15 protein-coding genes, 1 tRNA gene and 2 pseudogenes are annotated in these 16,070 nt (G+C 35.0%); 17 read left to right on the top strand and 1 reads right to left on the bottom strand.

The features are described from left to right. Positions 1-4: 4 nt before the first annotated feature. From lepB (AAHI02_RS07900) to AAHI02_RS07835, 14 genes and pseudogenes are all read left to right on the top strand, one after another. The gene (gene lepB / locus AAHI02_RS07900) at positions 5-1,666 is read left to right on the top strand and encodes a signal peptidase I (RefSeq protein ID WP_346986169.1); all 1,662 of its coding nucleotides are present in this window, start codon (positions 5-7) and stop codon (positions 1,664-1,666) included. A gap of 6 nt (positions 1,667-1,672) precedes the next feature. After that, positions 1,673-2,419 carry a signal peptidase I gene (lepB, locus tag AAHI02_RS07895; RefSeq protein ID WP_346986168.1) on the top strand — a complete coding sequence of 249 codons (747 nt, stop codon included), beginning with the start codon at positions 1,673-1,675 and terminating at the stop codon, positions 2,417-2,419. Then, entirely contained in the window at positions 2,355-2,972 is a 618-nt protein-coding gene (locus AAHI02_RS07890; protein WP_346986167.1) for a WbqC family protein, read from the top strand. The genes lepB (AAHI02_RS07895) and AAHI02_RS07890 overlap by 65 nt, the downstream gene beginning before the upstream one ends. A gap of 1 nt (position 2,973) precedes the next feature. Next, on the top strand, positions 2,974-4,671 hold the full coding sequence (locus AAHI02_RS07885) for a S8 family serine peptidase (protein ID WP_346986166.1): 1,698 nt from the start codon (positions 2,974-2,976) through the stop codon (positions 4,669-4,671). Between the two features lie 108 nt (positions 4,672-4,779). After that, a complete protein-coding gene (locus AAHI02_RS07880) occupies positions 4,780-5,274 on the top strand; it encodes a hypothetical protein (protein WP_346986165.1) in 495 nt (164 codons plus the stop codon). A 21-nt stretch (positions 5,275-5,295) separates the two neighbouring features. Next, positions 5,296-5,985: an OmpA family protein gene (locus AAHI02_RS07875; protein ID WP_346986164.1), complete on the top strand. Its 690-nt coding sequence runs from the start codon at positions 5,296-5,298 to the stop codon at positions 5,983-5,985. Positions 5,986-6,092: 107 nt separating this feature from the next. Next, a pseudogene (locus tag AAHI02_RS07870) lies at positions 6,093-6,979 on the top strand (decaprenyl-phosphate phosphoribosyltransferase). Beyond that, positions 6,976-8,293: pseudogene (locus tag AAHI02_RS07865) on the top strand (FAD-binding oxidoreductase). The pseudogenes AAHI02_RS07870 and AAHI02_RS07865 overlap by 4 nt, the downstream one beginning before the upstream one ends. A gap of 3 nt (positions 8,294-8,296) precedes the next feature. Beyond that, complete coding sequence (locus AAHI02_RS07860; protein WP_346986163.1) at positions 8,297-9,022, top strand: SDR family NAD(P)-dependent oxidoreductase; 726 nt, start codon at positions 8,297-8,299, stop codon at positions 9,020-9,022. 81 nt (positions 9,023-9,103) lie between these two features. Beyond that, the gene (locus tag AAHI02_RS07855) at positions 9,104-9,691 is read left to right on the top strand and encodes an HAD family hydrolase (RefSeq protein WP_346986162.1); all 588 of its coding nucleotides are present in this window, start codon (positions 9,104-9,106) and stop codon (positions 9,689-9,691) included. Between the two features lie 116 nt (positions 9,692-9,807). After that, a complete protein-coding gene (locus tag AAHI02_RS07850; RefSeq protein ID WP_346986161.1) occupies positions 9,808-10,983 on the top strand; it encodes a cysteine desulfurase family protein in 1,176 nt (391 codons plus the stop codon). A gap of 85 nt (positions 10,984-11,068) precedes the next feature. Further along, a complete protein-coding gene (trxA, locus tag AAHI02_RS07845; protein ID WP_042721093.1) occupies positions 11,069-11,386 on the top strand; it encodes a thioredoxin in 318 nt (105 codons plus the stop codon). Between the two features lie 128 nt (positions 11,387-11,514). After that, positions 11,515-11,588 (top strand) — tRNA-Asp (locus tag AAHI02_RS07840). A gap of 248 nt (positions 11,589-11,836) precedes the next feature. After that, the gene (locus AAHI02_RS07835; protein WP_034741491.1) at positions 11,837-13,072 is read left to right on the top strand and encodes a site-specific integrase; all 1,236 of its coding nucleotides are present in this window, start codon (positions 11,837-11,839) and stop codon (positions 13,070-13,072) included. Positions 13,073-13,251: 179 nt separating this feature from the next. Here the strand turns inward: AAHI02_RS07835 and AAHI02_RS07830 are convergent, their stop codons facing one another. Further along, positions 13,252-13,545 carry a DUF202 domain-containing protein gene (locus tag AAHI02_RS07830; protein ID WP_346986600.1) on the bottom strand — a complete coding sequence of 98 codons (294 nt, stop codon included), beginning with the start codon at positions 13,543-13,545 and terminating at the stop codon, positions 13,252-13,254. Between the two features lie 263 nt (positions 13,546-13,808). Here AAHI02_RS07830 and AAHI02_RS07825 point away from each other — a divergent pair, with 263 nt between their 5' ends. From AAHI02_RS07825 to AAHI02_RS07815, 3 genes are all read left to right on the top strand, one after another. After that, on the top strand, positions 13,809-14,441 hold the full coding sequence (locus AAHI02_RS07825) for a Crp/Fnr family transcriptional regulator (protein WP_034741485.1): 633 nt from the start codon (positions 13,809-13,811) through the stop codon (positions 14,439-14,441). Between the two features lie 73 nt (positions 14,442-14,514). Then, on the top strand, positions 14,515-15,309 hold the full coding sequence (locus AAHI02_RS07820) for a sulfite exporter TauE/SafE family protein (RefSeq protein WP_034741481.1): 795 nt from the start codon (positions 14,515-14,517) through the stop codon (positions 15,307-15,309). A gap of 196 nt (positions 15,310-15,505) precedes the next feature. Then, the gene (locus tag AAHI02_RS07815) at positions 15,506-16,069 is read left to right on the top strand and encodes a YeeE/YedE thiosulfate transporter family protein (RefSeq protein WP_034741478.1); all 564 of its coding nucleotides are present in this window, start codon (positions 15,506-15,508) and stop codon (positions 16,067-16,069) included. The last annotated feature ends 1 nt before the right edge of the window (position 16,070 follow it).

The raw sequence follows: 16,070 nt of genomic DNA, 5'->3' as shown, positions 1-16,070 counted from the left end.
ATTTATGAATTATTTTTTAACTTATACAGTCTACGTTCTCATTTTGTCTGTACTGATGGGGATTTCTACCTGGAAACTGTTCAAAAAGCTTGGGTACAATCCTCTGTTTGCTTTTATTCCTTTTTACAATTATTTTATTGTTTTAAAAGAAACCAAACATCCGAAATGGTGGGCGATTTTGTCTTATTTACCGATAGTAGGCCCAATCATGATGTCGGTGTTTCATTTATATTTAATGAAAAAATTCGGGAAAATACTTTTTAAAGACAAACTTCTTACGGTAATTCTCCCGTTTATTTATATGGCAACGGTGAACTACAGCAAAGATGTTGAGCTGGAAGATGAAAATGAATTATTCCTGACAGATGAAGAAAAGAGTGAAAAAAAGAAAGACTCTTTCATCGGATCTGTTACTTTTGCCGTAGTCTTTGCAACGATCATCCACGTTTTTGTAACGCAGCCTTTCGGAATTCCTACAGGATCTATGGAAAGAACTTTATTGGTGGGTGACTTCCTTTTTGTGAATAAATGGAGCTATGGTTACAGACTACCGATGCGTCCTTTAGCTATACCATTCCTGCAGGGAACCATTATGGATACCGGTGAAAAAGGTAATCCTAAAGATGATCCGAAATCTTATGTAGACGCTGTAAAACTGCCTTATGAAAGAATTTTGCAGTTTAATAAACCGCAGAGACATGACGTAGTTGTTTTCAATTATCCACAGGACTCCGTGCATACGGCAATTGACAGAAAAGATCCTTACGTAAAGAGATGTGTTGCCGTTGCTGGTGATACTTTCAAGATGAGAGGCGGAAGACTTTACGTGAATGGAAAACCGGAAACTGTTTTAGGGGATCAGGAAATTCAGCATGCTTATACCGTTAATACAGGAACTCAGTTAGATATTCCAAGTTTATACAATACTTATGGATTCTTACCTGTAAGAGAAATGCAGGATGAAAAAAACGGCGGATTTGTTTATATATTCCAAGGTCTTACAGATAAGACAGCTAAAGATATTAAAGCCCTTCCGAATGTAATCAGCATGGAAGAAAACATTTATCCTAAAGATTCTGCTACAATTTCTTATAAATTAAATGCTGACAAAACAGCTTATACAAAAAGTATTGATACTACCCAGTCAATTTTTCCAATCAACAAACCTTGGAATCAAGATTGGTATGGACCTCTAAGGATTCCTAAAAAAGGTGATGTTGTCACACTTAATCAGGAGACTTTACCGGAATATAAATGGATTATTTCTAAATATGAGCACAACAGCTTAGAAAATAAAAACGGAAAAATTTTCGTCAACGGAAAAGAAACGAATCAATATACCATTCAGCAGGATTATTATATGATGATCGGGGACAACAGAGATGCTTCTTTAGATGCGAGATTCTTTGGTTTCGTTCCTGAAGAAAATATTGTAGGAAAACCAATGTTTACCTGGATGAGTTTACAAGGTGCTTTTGCCGATAATTCTTCATCTTATCAGGCACCGTTTAAAATCCGTTGGGACAGAATGTTCAAAGCAACCAATACAGGTGAAGCCAATAAAACTTCGTACTGGTGGATTGCAGCGATGATTCTTATTTTATTCTTTGGGTGGGAATATTTCGTTAAATTATTTAAAAAGAAAAAAACAGAAGACGATTTATAATATCTGATGTTTAAAAATAAAATATTTAATAGAGTTCTCCTCGCAGGAAGCTTTGTTGTAACACTTTTAATTATTGCAAAACTCTCCGGGGTTTTGCAATATGCTTATGTACCACAGGCTGGTGGTGAACCTAATATTAAAAAAAACACATTTGTAATTATTACAAATATCCTTCCTTATGAAAAATTTAAATTACTGACCTACAATCAGGATAGGCAAGAATTTGGTAAAGGTGTTTATGTCCAAAGGTTAGTGGGAACGGAAGGAGATAAGGTTGAGATTAAAAATGGAAATCTTTTGGTAAATAATAAGTTAGCAAGAACGGGAATTAATTTAAAACATTTATATAAAATTGACAGAGCTTTTGTCAATGATTTGATGTTAAAAGGAATATCAGAAAATGAATTTTATCAGTTTGATAATGATTATTTCCTGACTAACCTAAGTGAAAACGAATTGAATGATAATTTCTTTTATGAGAGATTTATTAATCCCAATCCTGATCCGGAGATTGCTAAAATGTATCATAAAAACTGGAATGCAGACAATTTCGGGCCAGTAACAATTCCTCCGGGAAAAGTCTTTTTTCTTGGCGACAATCGAAATGCAAGTTTTGATTCAAGATATGTGGGATTTATTGATGAAAGTGAAATAACGGGAAGAATTATTTATCCTAAAAAATTAAAGTATGAACAATATATTACTACCGGTATTTTATTTACCGCCGGTTTCATGGTTTTCGGTATTTCTTAATCCTGAAAACGAAATTTTATTTGAACAGTTTGAAAGTTTCCCTAAGCAGACCTACAGAAACAGAGCCAATATATACGGTGCAAACGGAAAATTGTCTTTAATAATACCTATTTCCCATAATGGTAAAAGAGAATTTAAAGATATTGAAATTTCTTACCGCGAAGACTGGAGAAACCTTCACTGGAAGTCTATTAAAACAGCCTATCAGAGTTCTCCCTATTTTGAATTTTATGAAGATAAAATCAGAAAAATATTTGAGATAAAGGAACAGAATCTGATTAATTTTAATCTTAAAGCACTGGAAATTATTCAGAATATCCTTAAAACTGAAAAGGCATGGTCTTTGAATACAGAATACATCAGAAATCCCGAAGAAATTAGTTTCAGAGAAAAGTTTTCAGCAAAAAATCCTTCGGAATTTGAAATGGAAGAATATTATCAGACATTTTCAGATAAATTAGGTTTTTTAGGAGATTTGTCAATTTTAGACCTGATCTGTAACAAAGGTCCTGAATCTCTTACTTATATTAAAAATATTAAACAATCATACTAACATGAAAAAGGTATTATTAGCCGCTATTTTTTTAGTGGGATTCGGCTTCTCGCATGCGCAGGAAGCTAAAGCAGGCGCTGATCCGATGAAGGATAAAGATCTTATGACATGGTATCATAAAGATTTCGCTGCTACAAAAGTTTATGGAGTTAATACTGGAAACGCGTATAAATATTTAGAATCGAAAGGTCTTAAACCTAAAACGGTTGTTGTAGGTGTTCTGGACAGTGGTGTTCAGGTAGATCATCCTGGGTTGGTTAGCAATATCTGGTCAAATCCTAATGAAGTTCCGGGCAATGGTAAAGATGACGATGGAAACGGATACATCGATGATGTTCACGGATGGAATTTCATCGGTGGAAAAAACGGAGATATAGACATTGACAACATGGAGGTAACGCGTGTTGTTGCTAAATACAAGCCTGTTTTTGAAGGAGATGATTCTGCCAAAAACAAAGCAAACCAAGCTAAAATGCCGGAAGAATTTGCGATGTATATGAAATCTAAAGAGCTTTTCACTAAGAAAAGTGTAGAAGCAAAGCAAGGTTTGCAGACTTATACAATGATTAACGATGCGATTCCGACAATGGTAAAATTGTTAAACGGAAAAGCTGTTACTCCTGAAAATATTGCTTCAATAAAACCTGCAGACCAAACAGAAGCTATGGCTGCACAGGTTCTTGGCAGGGTTGCTCAGAGTCCTGAATTTAAAGGTAAATCCGCTGCTGAATTTGAAAAAATGATGCGTGATCAAATGAAGGAGGCATTAGATTATTTTGGACCGCAGGAAAAGCAGTATAATCTTGATTATGATCCGAGAAAAGAAATCGTAGGTGATAATTATGACGATTATTCAGAAAAAAACTATGGAAACAACCATTACGAAGGTCCTGATGCCATGCACGGAACACACGTTGCGGGAATTATTGCAGGACTTCCAAACGGAACTGAAATACAATATGGCGTAGCTTCAAAAGTAGCCAAGATCATGTCTGTAAGAACTGTTCCTAATGGTGACGAAAGAGATAAGGATGTTGCCAATGCAATTCGTTATGCTGTAGACAACGGAGCTAAAATTCTTAATATGAGTTTTGGAAAACCCGTTTCACCGGGGAAAAATGTAGTTTGGGATGCTTTCAAATATGCACAGGATAAAGGCGTTTTACTTGTAAAAGCAGCGGGTAATGAGAATGAAGATGTGGCTGAACATTTAGCTTATCCTACAAACTTCAAAAATGTAACTGACGAAAAACCATTTGTAAACAATGTTTTGGTGGTGGGAGCAAGTACTAATGATAACAACGCCTTAAGAGCAAGCTTTTCCAATTACAATAAAAAAATGGTAAATGTATTTGCTCCGGGCGATGAAATTTATTCTACCGTTCCTCACAATGAATATAAATATCTACAGGGAACCTCTATGGCTTCTCCTGTTGTTGCGGGTGCAGCGGCTATTCTATTGGCCTATATGCCAACTCTTACACCTGCTCAGATTATTGAATCTTTAGTGAAATCAAGCAATCCGAGTACCGCAGAAGGATTTGGAGATTTCTCTCAGGCCGGGGGAGTTATTGATGTTAAAAAAGCTGCGGAGTACGCTTATACTAACTTTTATAACGGAAAATCACCTGCTGTAAAAAAAGGTTCAAAAATCCGTAAAAAAAGACTGTTAAAAAATAGCATATCCACCTGTAATTAAGGTTGAATCATACAAAGTCCGAAATTTTCGGACTTTTTTTATTTTTATCTTTCAATTTTGGCACGGTTTTTTGTAATTTTATATTAACAAATAATAATAAACTACAAAATGAAAAAGTTACTATTTACAGGGATGTTAGGAGCATCACTTTTTGCGGTGTCTTGTTCCGGAGTGAAAAATGCCCAAACGGCTCAAAGTCAAAGATCAGAATTTCTTAAAATGAAAGGTGACTGGCAGATTGTCAGCATTAACTATGATAAACAATTTAAAATTAAACCATTTGATGATGGAATTGATGCGCAGTGTTTCGTAGGAAGCCACTGGAGACTGATTCCTAATAACTGGACTGGTGCTTATACGGTAAGTGGAGGAGGAACATGTGGCGGAGGTTATACGCAGCCAATTAAAATAGATGTTGTAAGCGGAAATACTTTTAACTTTAAAAAAATAGCGGACGGTACGAAGGCAAAGCAAAATACTGCAGGTTATACACTTACCCTTACCAATCAGATGACAGATCAGTTTTCACTGGAACAGAATATTCCTTTTGACGGAGAAAATGTAAGAGTTGTTTATAACTTTGAAAGAACTGGAATGAAATAATTAACTTAAAAATTAAATAAAATGAAATTTACAAAAACATATATAGGAGGATTATTTTTATCTTCAGTTTTATTACTTACAAGCTGTGAAGCTGTACAGAATTCTAACCACCAGCAAAGAGGTACTGCAGTAGGAGTTGCATCCGGAGCAGTGATTGGAGGGATTTTAGGAAATAATGTAGGAAGAGGTGGAAACGGAGCAATTGGCGCTGTTTTAGGAGGTGTTATCGGTGGTGTTGCAGGTAATGTAATCGGTTCTAAAATGGACAAGCAGGCTAGAGAAATTAAAGAAACTTTACCGGGTGCTGAAGTAGAAAGAGTAGGTGACGGTATTAAGATTACATTAAATGAAAGCATTGTAAACTTTGACTTCGATTCTTCTGCGCTTACCAGTACTGCTCAAAATAATCTTGATAAACTGGCTCAGGTTCTTATCAATAATCCTGATACCAATATCAATATCTATGGTCATACCGACAGCAAGGGTAGCGATTCTTACAATATGTCTCTTTCAGAAAGAAGAGCAAATGCTGTAAAAACTTATCTTACAGGTAAAGGGATTGCTTCAGGAAGAATGTTTGCAAAAGGTGAAGGCGAAAGCATGCCTGTAGCTTCAAACGATACGGATGCAGGAAGAGCAAAAAACAGAAGAGTAGAGTTCGCGATCACAGCGAATGAAAAAATGATCAATGATGCTAAGAACGCACAATAGTAATTAACATATAAATATTTTCATCAATAACCGCATTTGCGGTTATTTTTGTATTTTTATCGTAATATTCTTTGAAAATTATTATTTTTGTATCTGAAATAACATAGATGAAGAAATATTTGAAACTGCTCCGTGTCGAGCAATGGGTAAAAAACCTGTTTGTTTTTGTTCCATTATTTTTTTCCGGAAATATAAAAAACCTCGATTTACTTACTAAAAGTATTTTCGCTTTCATTATTTTCTCTTTGGCAGCAAGTGTCGTTTATATTCTGAATGATTATAATGATATCGAAGCAGATCGTAAACATCCCGAAAAAGAAGAAGGCCTTTGGCGAGTGGTGAGATCTCGAAATCTCAGGCAATAGGTATTTTCATAGGGCTTATTGCTGCTGATATCGCACTTGTATTTTTTGCACAGGCTTATTTTCATGAAAATCTCTGGAAATTTGCTACCATCGTAGGATCTTATTTTTTAATGAATCTCGCCTATACATTCAGATTAAAGCATGTTCCGATTATTGACATTTCCATTATCGCCCTGGGATTCGTTCTCAGAGTGTTGGCCGGGGGGTATATGACGGGTATTACTATTTCTCAATGGGCTATTTTACTTACATTTGTTCTTGCTTTGGTACTGGCAATTGGTAAAAGGAGAGGAGAACTTATCAACGCACAGGTTTCGGGGAAAACGAGAAAAGCGCTGGATGGATACAATGTGCAGTTTGCCGATATTGCTCTTTCCATTTCTGTAACGCTGGCCATTGTCTGCTACATCATGTTTACCCTGTCGCCGGAAGTTCAGGCAAAATTTCACCAACGTGTTTTTTACACGGTAATTTTTGTTGTATTTGCTTTTTTAAGGTATTTGCAACAGACTCTGGTGTACAACAGAACGGAATCTCCTACCAAAATTGTTTATCGTGACAGATATATTCAGATTACTTTGCTGTTGTGGGTCGCTACATTTTTAATTCAAATTTATTTTAAAAAATGAAGCCGAATTTTATACAGAAAGTGACCAACTGGGGGAATTATCCCATTGTAGAAAAGGAAATGAGATCCGAAGACAGTTTCCTTAAAATAAAAGAATTTGTATTAAACCATAATGAAGTTATAGCAAGAGGAAATGGAAGATGCTATGGTGATGCATCGTTGGGAGAGCATATATTTTCTACAAAAAAACTAAATAAATTCATCAGCTTTGACCGCCTGAACGGAATTATCGAATGCGAATCCGGTGTTTTGCTTTCAAATGTTCTTGAAATTACAGTTCCGCAGGGTTATTTTTTATACGTTACTCCCGGTACGAAATTCGTGTCTGTAGGAGGCGCTATTGCTTCCGATGTTCATGGCAAAAATCACCATATGGAAGGCTGTTTTTCAGAATACGTGATTGAGTTTAAATTAATGATTGAAACTGGTGATATTATTACCTGTTCGAGAGAAGAAAACTCAGATAAGTTCTGGGCTACAATTGGAGGAATGGGGCTTACAGGAATTATTCTTACTGCAAAATTTAAGCTGAAAAATATCCAGACGGCATATATCCGGCAGGAAAGCATAAAAGCTGAAAATCTCGATGAAATTTTCAGTTTGTTTGAAGAAAGCGAAAACTGGACTTATACCGTTGCGTGGATTGACTGTCTTCAAAAAGGAAAAAATATAGGCAGAAGTATTTTAATGAGAGGAGAGCACGCTTTTCAGCACGAGCTTCCGCAAAATTTAAAAGAAAATCCCTTACGTTTAAAGAAAAAGTTTGAACCTACCGTACCGTTTTATTTTCCCGGGTTTGTTTTAAATGCTTTAACGGTGAAGATTTTTAATTTTTTCTATTTTAAAAAGCAGTCTAAAAAAAGCAGTGACGAGTTTTATTGATTACGAAACATTTTTTTATCCTTTGGATTTCGTTAAAGACTGGAATAAAATTTATGGAAAATCCGGCTTTATTCAATATCAGATGATGATTCCTAAAGAAACAGGCAAAGAAGGAATGAGAAAAATTCTTGAAACAATTGCCAATAGTGGAAACGGATCTTTTCTGGCTGTTTTAAAGCTGTACGGAAAAGAAAATCCGGAGGCCTACAATTCTTTCCCTTTTGAAGGATATTCGCTGGCCCTGGATTTTAAAGTAAATTCAAAGCTGAAAAAATTAATTGACGGGCTGGATGATATTGTTCAGGAATACAACGGAAGAATTTATCTTACCAAAGACAGCATGAGCAGATCTTCCCTTACGAATTACCTTAAGAATGTTCAAAGTTCAAAATTTGTGTCTTTGCAGCATAAAAGAATCATAAATAATATCTAGCCAATGATCATTATAGGAAGCACATCGGAAGTGGCACAGGCTTTTGTAGAAGAAGCTTTGAGGGAAGGAGAGAGGTTTGAGAAAATTTATCTCATCACTTCCAGCAAGGAAACATCCGAAAGATTTGCAAGACATATTGACGTGAAGTTTTTTCAGCAGGCTGAAGTCATAGAACTTGATCTTATGAAAGAAACAGATTACAGCAAGTTTGAAAACATCAATTCAAATCTTTTGTTTTGTGCGGCAGGATATTTAGGCGAAGGGACGGAAGATGGATTGTATGACAATAAAAATACGGAAAGAATAATTGACATCAATTATGCGAAACTGGTGCCGGTTTTGAATTATTTTGTGCAGAAATTTGAAAGCAGAAGATCAGGAACAATTATTGGTCTTTCGTCTGTAGCGGGAGATCGCGGCAGACAGAGCAATTTTATCTATGGAAGTGCAAAGGCTGCTTTTACAGCTTATTTAAGTGGCTTGAGAAATTATCTCTCTGATAAAAAAGTTCATGTTCTTACTGTGAAACCTGGGTTTATGGCTACAAAAATGACGGAAGGTCTGCCTTTGAATCCGAAACTTACGGCAACACCCAATCAGGCCGCAAGGCGTATTTTTAAAGCTTTCAGGAAGAAGAAAAATGTTGTATATGTACTGCCGGTTTGGGGATTAATTATGTTAATTATCAGAAATATTCCGGAATTTATATTTAAAAAGTTAAAGCTGTAAATGTTTATAGTGAATGAAAATTTACAATAATAAAAATATCTTTACGACATTTGCGTTAAGATAAATTAAACGAAAATTCCAATGAAGAAATTGTATTGTTTTGATTTTGACGGAACTCTGACTTATAAAGATACTATGTTTATGTATCTTAAGTTTTATGATCCCGTAAAATTCAGATTACAGTTTTTAAAGCATGTTCCGCTTTTCGTTTTATTAAAATTAAGACTCGCTGAAACTGAAAAAGTAAAAAAAAGTTTCATTGGCTCTATTCTTAAAGGGCAAACGCAGGAAAAAATAGAAAAAAAATCCAAACAGTTCTTTGAACAGCATTATCCGAAGATTGTGCGGGAAAATGCATTAGACTTTATTCAGAATATTGATCGTGAAAATACACACAGCCTTTTGGTGACAGCCTCGCTTGATATTTGGGCAAAACCCTTTGCTGATGCATTTCAGATGCAGCTTGTTGCGACAAGAGCAGAGTTTAAAAATGGTGTTTTTACGGGTAATTTTATAGGGAAAAATTGTAACGGAAAAGAGAAACTTATCCGCATTCAGGCAGAAATTATCAATAAAAAATACGATAAAATCATTGCTTTCGGAGATACTTCCGGAGATAGGCCAATGCTTAAATGGGCAAATGAAGGACATTATCAATTTTTTCACTAATTTTGGGTACTGAAAATGAATGTATAGAATTGAGCTTTTTTAAGCTGAAATAATTCTTTATACTTTGTTTTCAGGTATAAAACTGTATTCCGTAGAAATAAAATCTTCAAAGTAAAATGAATAAAATATACTTAGATAACGCTGCTACAACCCCTCTTTCAGAAGAAGTTATCGAAGCCATGGTAGATACCATGAAAATGAATTTTGGAAATCCGTCTTCAACACATAGTTTTGGACAGGAAGCAAAAATTCTTATCGAAAATGTAAGGAGACAGGTTGCAGATTATCTTCACGTTACCCCTGCCGAGATCATCTTTACCTCTTGCGGTACAGAATCCAACAACATGATTATCAAATCGGCTGTTGAGCATCTTGGCGTACAGAGAATTATAAGCTCGCCTCTGGAGCATAAATGTGTTTCTGAAAGTATTCTCGACATGAAAAACAGAAAGGGAGTAGAGGTAAATTATATTCGTCCCAACGGAAAAGGAGATATTGATCTTGTAAAACTGGAAGAATTATTGAAGTCTTCGGATAAAAAAACATTGGTAAGTTTAATGCATGCCAATAATGAAATCGGAAATCTTACGGATATAAAGAAAGTGGCGGAATTATGCAAAGCTAATCAGGCGATTTTCCATTCAGATACGGTACAGACCATGGCCCATATGAAACTTGATTTTTCTGATATTCAGGTGGATTTTGCATCTTGCAGTGCCCATAAGTTTCATGGGCCTAAAGGAATTGGTTTTGCTTTTATAAGAAAATCAAGCGGGTTAAAAGGAATTATTACCGGAGGGCCCCAAGAGAGAAGCTTGCGAGCGGGAACAGAGAATGTAGCAGGAATTGTTGGTTTAGGAAAAGCTCTGGAGATTTCTCTTAACAACCTTGAAGCATATACAAACCATATGCAGGATATCAAAAGCTATACTGTAGAAAAACTTATGGAAGCTGTTCCCGGGATTAAATTTAACGGAAGAAGTGCAGAAAAAGACGGTAGTCTTTATACGGTTTTAAGTGCTTTATTACCATATAAAAATTCTTTAATAGGTCTTCAGCTAGATATGAAGGGAATTGCGATTTCACAGGGGAGCGCATGTTCTTCGGGTGCATCCAAACCTTCTATGGTAATGATGATGGTTCTTTCAGAAGATGAAATGGATCACTGTACGCCTTTAAGAATTTCGTTCAGTCATCTGACTACCAGACAGGATATTGATGCTTTAGCTGATGCCTTACATGAGATTTCTAAAGATTTTGTTATAGAAAATACAAATGTTGAGCATAGATAATTCTATTACCCAAATGGCGTAATTTTGGAGTTGTATTTAGCGATAGATAAAAGAAGATAATATTAATTTAAATAAAAGAAACAAAATGGCTTTAGAAATTACAGACAGCTCATTTCAGGAAACGGTTTTAAAATCAGATAAGCCGGTATTGGTAGATTTTTGGGCGGTATGGTGTGGACCTTGCAGAACGTTAGGGCCAATCATCGAAGAAGTTGCAACAGATTTTGAAGGAAAAGCAGTAGTAGGAAAAGTAGATGTAGACAACAACCAGGATATTTCGATGCAATATGGTATCAGAAATATTCCTACGGTTCTTATCTTTAAGAATGGTGAGGTTGTAGATAAATTAGTTGGGGTAACTCCAAAACATGTGATCGCTGAAAAATTAAGCGCACACTTGTAAAATAATAAGTTTGATAATGAATGCCTTCCATTTTTGGGAGGCTTTTTTTTAGGAAATAATTTGTACGTAAGGAAAAAAAGTTGTACTTTTGCAATCACAAAAAAAGATACAAGCTCTTTATAAAATTTGATCCGGTAGTTCAGCTGGTTAGAATGCCGCCCTGTCACGGCGGAGGTCGCGGGTTCGAGTCCCGTCCGGATCGCAACTACAATATCAAAGTAGTACAAAAAGCTTTAAAACGTATGTTTTAAAGCTTTTTTTGTTTTATGTCTGTTCAAAGAGAACTAAAAAAAGCATAATCTGAAAGTGACCTATTCAGTGACCTGTTGAAATAGGTTAAAAAGGTCACTGGAAATTCAGACAAACCCTTTTCAGCAGCTGGTTCAGCAACTGAACATCTTGTGTTAAGTTTTTACTAAGGTTAATTTTAAATCTCAAAAGCTAAACGATATGAACAAGACATTCAATTTACTTTTCTATGTGAAGAAATCGAAAATCAATTCTGTAGGAGAGTCTCCTATTTATTTGCGGATTACCATCGACGGCAAAATAACCGAAATAAGCACAAAGCGTACAGTAAAGCCTACGAAATGGAATTCTGCAATGCAGAAGGTTAGTGGCTCTTCGGAAGAATGCAGATCCCTTAATTATTATTTGAAAACATTTGAGCAAAAAGTTTACGATACCTATCACGAATTAATCAGAGATAAGGAAGCCGTAACTTCTGAGGCTATTAAGAATAAGTTAGTAGGTAGAGGTAGAATAACCCGAACACTCATTCCCGTTTTTCAGGATCATAATGATCGAATGGAGAAACTTATAGACAAAGAATTTGCCCAAGGAACGTTAACCCGTTATAAGACCTGTCTGAAACATACCAAAGATTTTTTGAAATGGAAATATAGTATTACCGACATTGAAATAAAAAAGATCGATTATGCTTTTCTAAACGATTTTGAATTTTTTTTAAGGACTGAAAGATCCTGTAATAATAATTCTGCAGTAAAATATATCAAGAATTTTGGTAAGATTATACGTATCTGTCTTGCAAATGGATGGATGGAAAGAGATCCTTTTATGAACTATCATTCTAAGTTTAATGAAGTGACAAGAATGTTCCTTAATGAAAAGGAGATAGAAGTACTTTTTGCCAAAGATTTTAAAAATGAGAGATTGTCTTTGGTAAGAGATATTTTTCTGTTCAGCTGTTTCACCGGACTAGCGTACATTGATACTCAAAAACTAACATATCAAAATATCAATTTGGGACTTGATGGCTCTCAATGGATTTATACAAAACGTCAGAAAACTAAAACTACTTCTAATATTCCCTTACTTTCTCAAACAGAGAAAATTATTGAAAAATACAAAAATCATCCAGTATGTCTTAATAATGGAAAGTTGCTGCCTATTCTGAGTAATCAAAAGATGAATGCATATCTTAAGGAGATTGCCGACCTGTGCGGAATTAACAAAGAATTGACCTATCATATTGCACGACATACCTTTGCAACAACGATAACTTTATCTAATGGGGTTTCCATTGAAAGTGTTAGTAAAATGCTAGGTCACAAGAGCATTAAGACAACACAGCATTATGCGAAAATACTTGATAAAAAAGTCAGTGAGGATATGATGGAATTGAAGCAAAAATTTACTAATAAGGAAATTGTTGTAATTTTTTAGGTAACTCATTTTTGCTGAAGGATTCTTGATAATTGTAATAATAAAGATTATCTACTGAACTCTGGAAAAAACCTTAATTTCAAGGAAATCGGACTGCGTTTTCCCATCATCTATGTGAAACACTCTTTCGATTTTTATTGATTTATAATAGCTAATTAATTGAAATCTGTGAGTATCATTTATATGTTATTTAATAAGTAATGTATTAAAAAAATGCTCAGCAAAAATAAAACAGTGGTGACTATGAGCAAGAAAATGTTGTTCTCGTAAAATGTATTATTATTAATACGTTTTTTGTTATTGTAGTAATTAATATATGAAAATAATAAAACTATAGCTCCAACAATGACAATTACAATCCCTACAAGACTGGAATGTCCATTTTGAGCGTGCACTGTGTTTTTAGCTTCTGCAACTAAAGGTATCTGCTTAAGAAATAGGGAAAATTTAACTAGTATGAATCCGAAACCCATCAATGCTATCGATGTTCGCATCCACGCAAGAAATGTTCTTTCATTTGCCAAATGTTCACTGGTATGATTTGGTTTATCTTTATTCATATCTTATTCAAAATTTATCTTATGCCTACAATAGCTAACAATACCAAATTTACAAATTAAGTTTGAAATAGATTTTTTATCTATTAGCAATTTGCAACAAAATAAAATGTTCTAGGTTACATATTGACGGTTTATATTCAGAAGAAATATATTATATTAGAAGAAATATTTTTGCAATGGAACATACTGAATTTTCTTCCGATGTCATTTCTTCACAGGAATTACTTGATAAGCTTTACCAAAATGGTAATATAAAAACCTACCGGGAAGGTGAAATCATTTTAGATGAAAATGCTTCGATCCGATCTATACCAATTGTAATGAAGGGATTGTTGAAAGTAATACGAACGGAAGAAGATGGAAGAGAAATATTATTATACTATATTAAAGCAGGTGAAAGCTGCATTATGTCTTTTCTTGGTGGAATGCATAATGAAAAGAGTATTGTAAAGGCAGAAGTTGAAGAAGATTCCGAGATACTTTTCTTACCTGTAGAAAAGGTTTCGCTCTTTATCAAAGAATATCCGGAATGGCTGGACTATATTTTCAGACTATATCACAAACGCTTTGAAGAATTACTGGATATTATTAATGCTATAGCTTTTAAAAAGGTAGATGAGCGACTACTAAATCTTCTTACTAAAAAAGCAGAAATAGCAAATTCAAATACTATAGTCGTTACTCACGAGCAGCTTGCGAATGAACTTGGAACAGTAAGAGTTGTTGTTTCCCGACTTCTAAAGCAATTGGAAGATTCTGGAAAAGTGAAATTGGGAAGAAACAAAATTATTTTTTCAGATCTGAACTAAAATTTTCTTATGTAACAAAAGTAGCGGTGCAGTAAAATAGAAATATCCATTTTTGTCATATAAAATTAAAGAGATGGAAATTTTCGGATACATTGCCGCAATATTTATTGGTATTTCCTTAGGGCTGATAGGAGGAGGGGGAAGTATTCTTACTGTGCCTGTCTTAGTATATCTCTTTGGTATAGATGCCTTCGTAGCCACAGAATATTCACTTTTCATAGTTGGAATCAGCAGTGTGGTAGGTTCATTTTCCTACTTTAAGAAAGGGCTGGTTAATATAAAAACAGCTTTGGTTTTTGGTGTCCCGTCAATAATATCTATTTTTTTGACCAGAAATTTTATTTTGCCACTGATTCCTGATGAAGTTCTTACAATCAGTACTTTAGTGGTTACCAAAGATATCTTATTACTTCTGATTTTTGCATTATTAATGATTCTCGCATCGTACAAAATGATTCAAAGTAGAGTAGCGCCGCAGATAGAATCGATTCATTTTAATAAAAATAACAATCTTTTGGCAGCAGGGCAAGGGTCGGTTGTCGGGGTGCTTACTGGTTTGGTCGGTGCGGGTGGTGGCTTTATGATTATTCCTGCACTCGTCAATTTGCTCAAGACACCAATGAAGGTAGCCATCGGTACCTCGCTTGTCATCATTTCCCTGAATTCCCTTATCGGATTTTTCACTTCAATGCACAACGTCCCGATCAACTGGAAACTACTTGCAACGGTCTCATCCATTTCCATAGTGGGGATTATTATAGGAGCACAATTGTCAAAAAAAATAGACGGTAGAAAACTCAAACCTGCTTTCGGCTGGTTCATCTTAATAATGGGAATTTACATTATTGTAAGAGAGCTTTTAATGTAGCTTTTGAGCATCTTTTGCAGCGTGAGTTTGTCGGAAAATTATTGCATCCAGGTTCGCTGATTCTCAATAAAAGAATTCAGTTATTTTTATTCGAAAAATCTATTTTGTATTTTAGAAAAGAGAAATAAACTGCTCTGTAACAAAAGTAACCGTATATGTAATCTTAAACATATATTTTTGAAATAAATTAATTAAAATGATAGAAGTTATAAAACAACCCTGGCCGTGGTATATTGCGGGTCCGTTAATAGGGCTTACAGTTCCGGCTTTGCTGATACTGGGTAACAAATCTTTTGGAATCAGTTCATCTTTAAGGCATATTTGCGCAGCGTGTATTCCAGCCAACATTATTTTTTTCAAATACGACTGGAAAAAAGAACTCTGGAATTTGTTTTTCGTTTTTGGGATTTTGCTCGGTGGAGTTGTCGCATCTCAATTCCTTATGAATCCTGGAGAATTATCGATTAATCCGAATCTGAAAGCCGAACTTGCAACCTACGGAATTACCGATTACAGCAATCTCGTTCCTGCTCAATTGATGAATTTTGCGAGTCTTTTAACGATAAAAGGTTTCATTACTATGGTTGTCGGTGGATTTTTGGTAGGTTTCGGAACCCGTTATGCAGGTGGTTGTACCAGTGGACACGCCATTATGGGATTGGCAAATTTGCAGTTACCATCACTTATTGCCACAATATGCTTTATGGCAGGAGGTTTTCTAATGGCGAACGTGATTTTGCCGATAATTCTTTCACTTTAAT

The sequence above is a fragment of the Chryseobacterium sp. POE27 genome (assembly GCF_039727685.1).
Classification (GTDB): domain Bacteria; phylum Bacteroidota; class Bacteroidia; order Flavobacteriales; family Weeksellaceae; genus Chryseobacterium.
Note: the sequence above shows the minus strand (reverse complement) of the source record. Positions and strands in the feature narration are given on the sequence as shown.

Excerpts from the sequence above, each read along its gene's own strand:
- lepB (WP_346986169.1), top strand. The coding sequence starts at position 5 with ATGAATTATTTTTTAACTTATACAGTCTACGTTCTCATTTTGTCTGTA.
- lepB (WP_346986168.1), top strand. The coding sequence starts at position 1,673 with ATGTTTAAAAATAAAATATTTAATAGAGTTCTCCTCGCAGGAAGCTTT.
- AAHI02_RS07890 (WP_346986167.1), top strand. The coding sequence starts at position 2,355 with ATGAACAATATATTACTACCGGTATTTTATTTACCGCCGGTTTCATGG.
- AAHI02_RS07885 (WP_346986166.1), top strand. The coding sequence starts at position 2,974 with ATGAAAAAGGTATTATTAGCCGCTATTTTTTTAGTGGGATTCGGCTTC.
- AAHI02_RS07880 (WP_346986165.1), top strand. The coding sequence starts at position 4,780 with ATGAAAAAGTTACTATTTACAGGGATGTTAGGAGCATCACTTTTTGCG.
- AAHI02_RS07875 (WP_346986164.1), top strand. The coding sequence starts at position 5,296 with ATGAAATTTACAAAAACATATATAGGAGGATTATTTTTATCTTCAGTT.
- AAHI02_RS07860 (WP_346986163.1), top strand. The coding sequence starts at position 8,297 with ATGATCATTATAGGAAGCACATCGGAAGTGGCACAGGCTTTTGTAGAA.
- AAHI02_RS07855 (WP_346986162.1), top strand. The coding sequence starts at position 9,104 with ATGAAGAAATTGTATTGTTTTGATTTTGACGGAACTCTGACTTATAAA.
- AAHI02_RS07850 (WP_346986161.1), top strand. The coding sequence starts at position 9,808 with ATGAATAAAATATACTTAGATAACGCTGCTACAACCCCTCTTTCAGAA.
- trxA (WP_042721093.1), top strand. The coding sequence starts at position 11,069 with ATGGCTTTAGAAATTACAGACAGCTCATTTCAGGAAACGGTTTTAAAA.
- AAHI02_RS07835 (WP_034741491.1), top strand. The coding sequence starts at position 11,837 with ATGAACAAGACATTCAATTTACTTTTCTATGTGAAGAAATCGAAAATC.
- AAHI02_RS07830 (WP_346986600.1), bottom strand. The coding sequence starts at position 13,545 with ATGGGTTTCGGATTCATACTAGTTAAATTTTCCCTATTTCTTAAGCAG.
- AAHI02_RS07825 (WP_034741485.1), top strand. The coding sequence starts at position 13,809 with ATGGAACATACTGAATTTTCTTCCGATGTCATTTCTTCACAGGAATTA.
- AAHI02_RS07820 (WP_034741481.1), top strand. The coding sequence starts at position 14,515 with ATGGAAATTTTCGGATACATTGCCGCAATATTTATTGGTATTTCCTTA.
- AAHI02_RS07815 (WP_034741478.1), top strand. The coding sequence starts at position 15,506 with ATGATAGAAGTTATAAAACAACCCTGGCCGTGGTATATTGCGGGTCCG.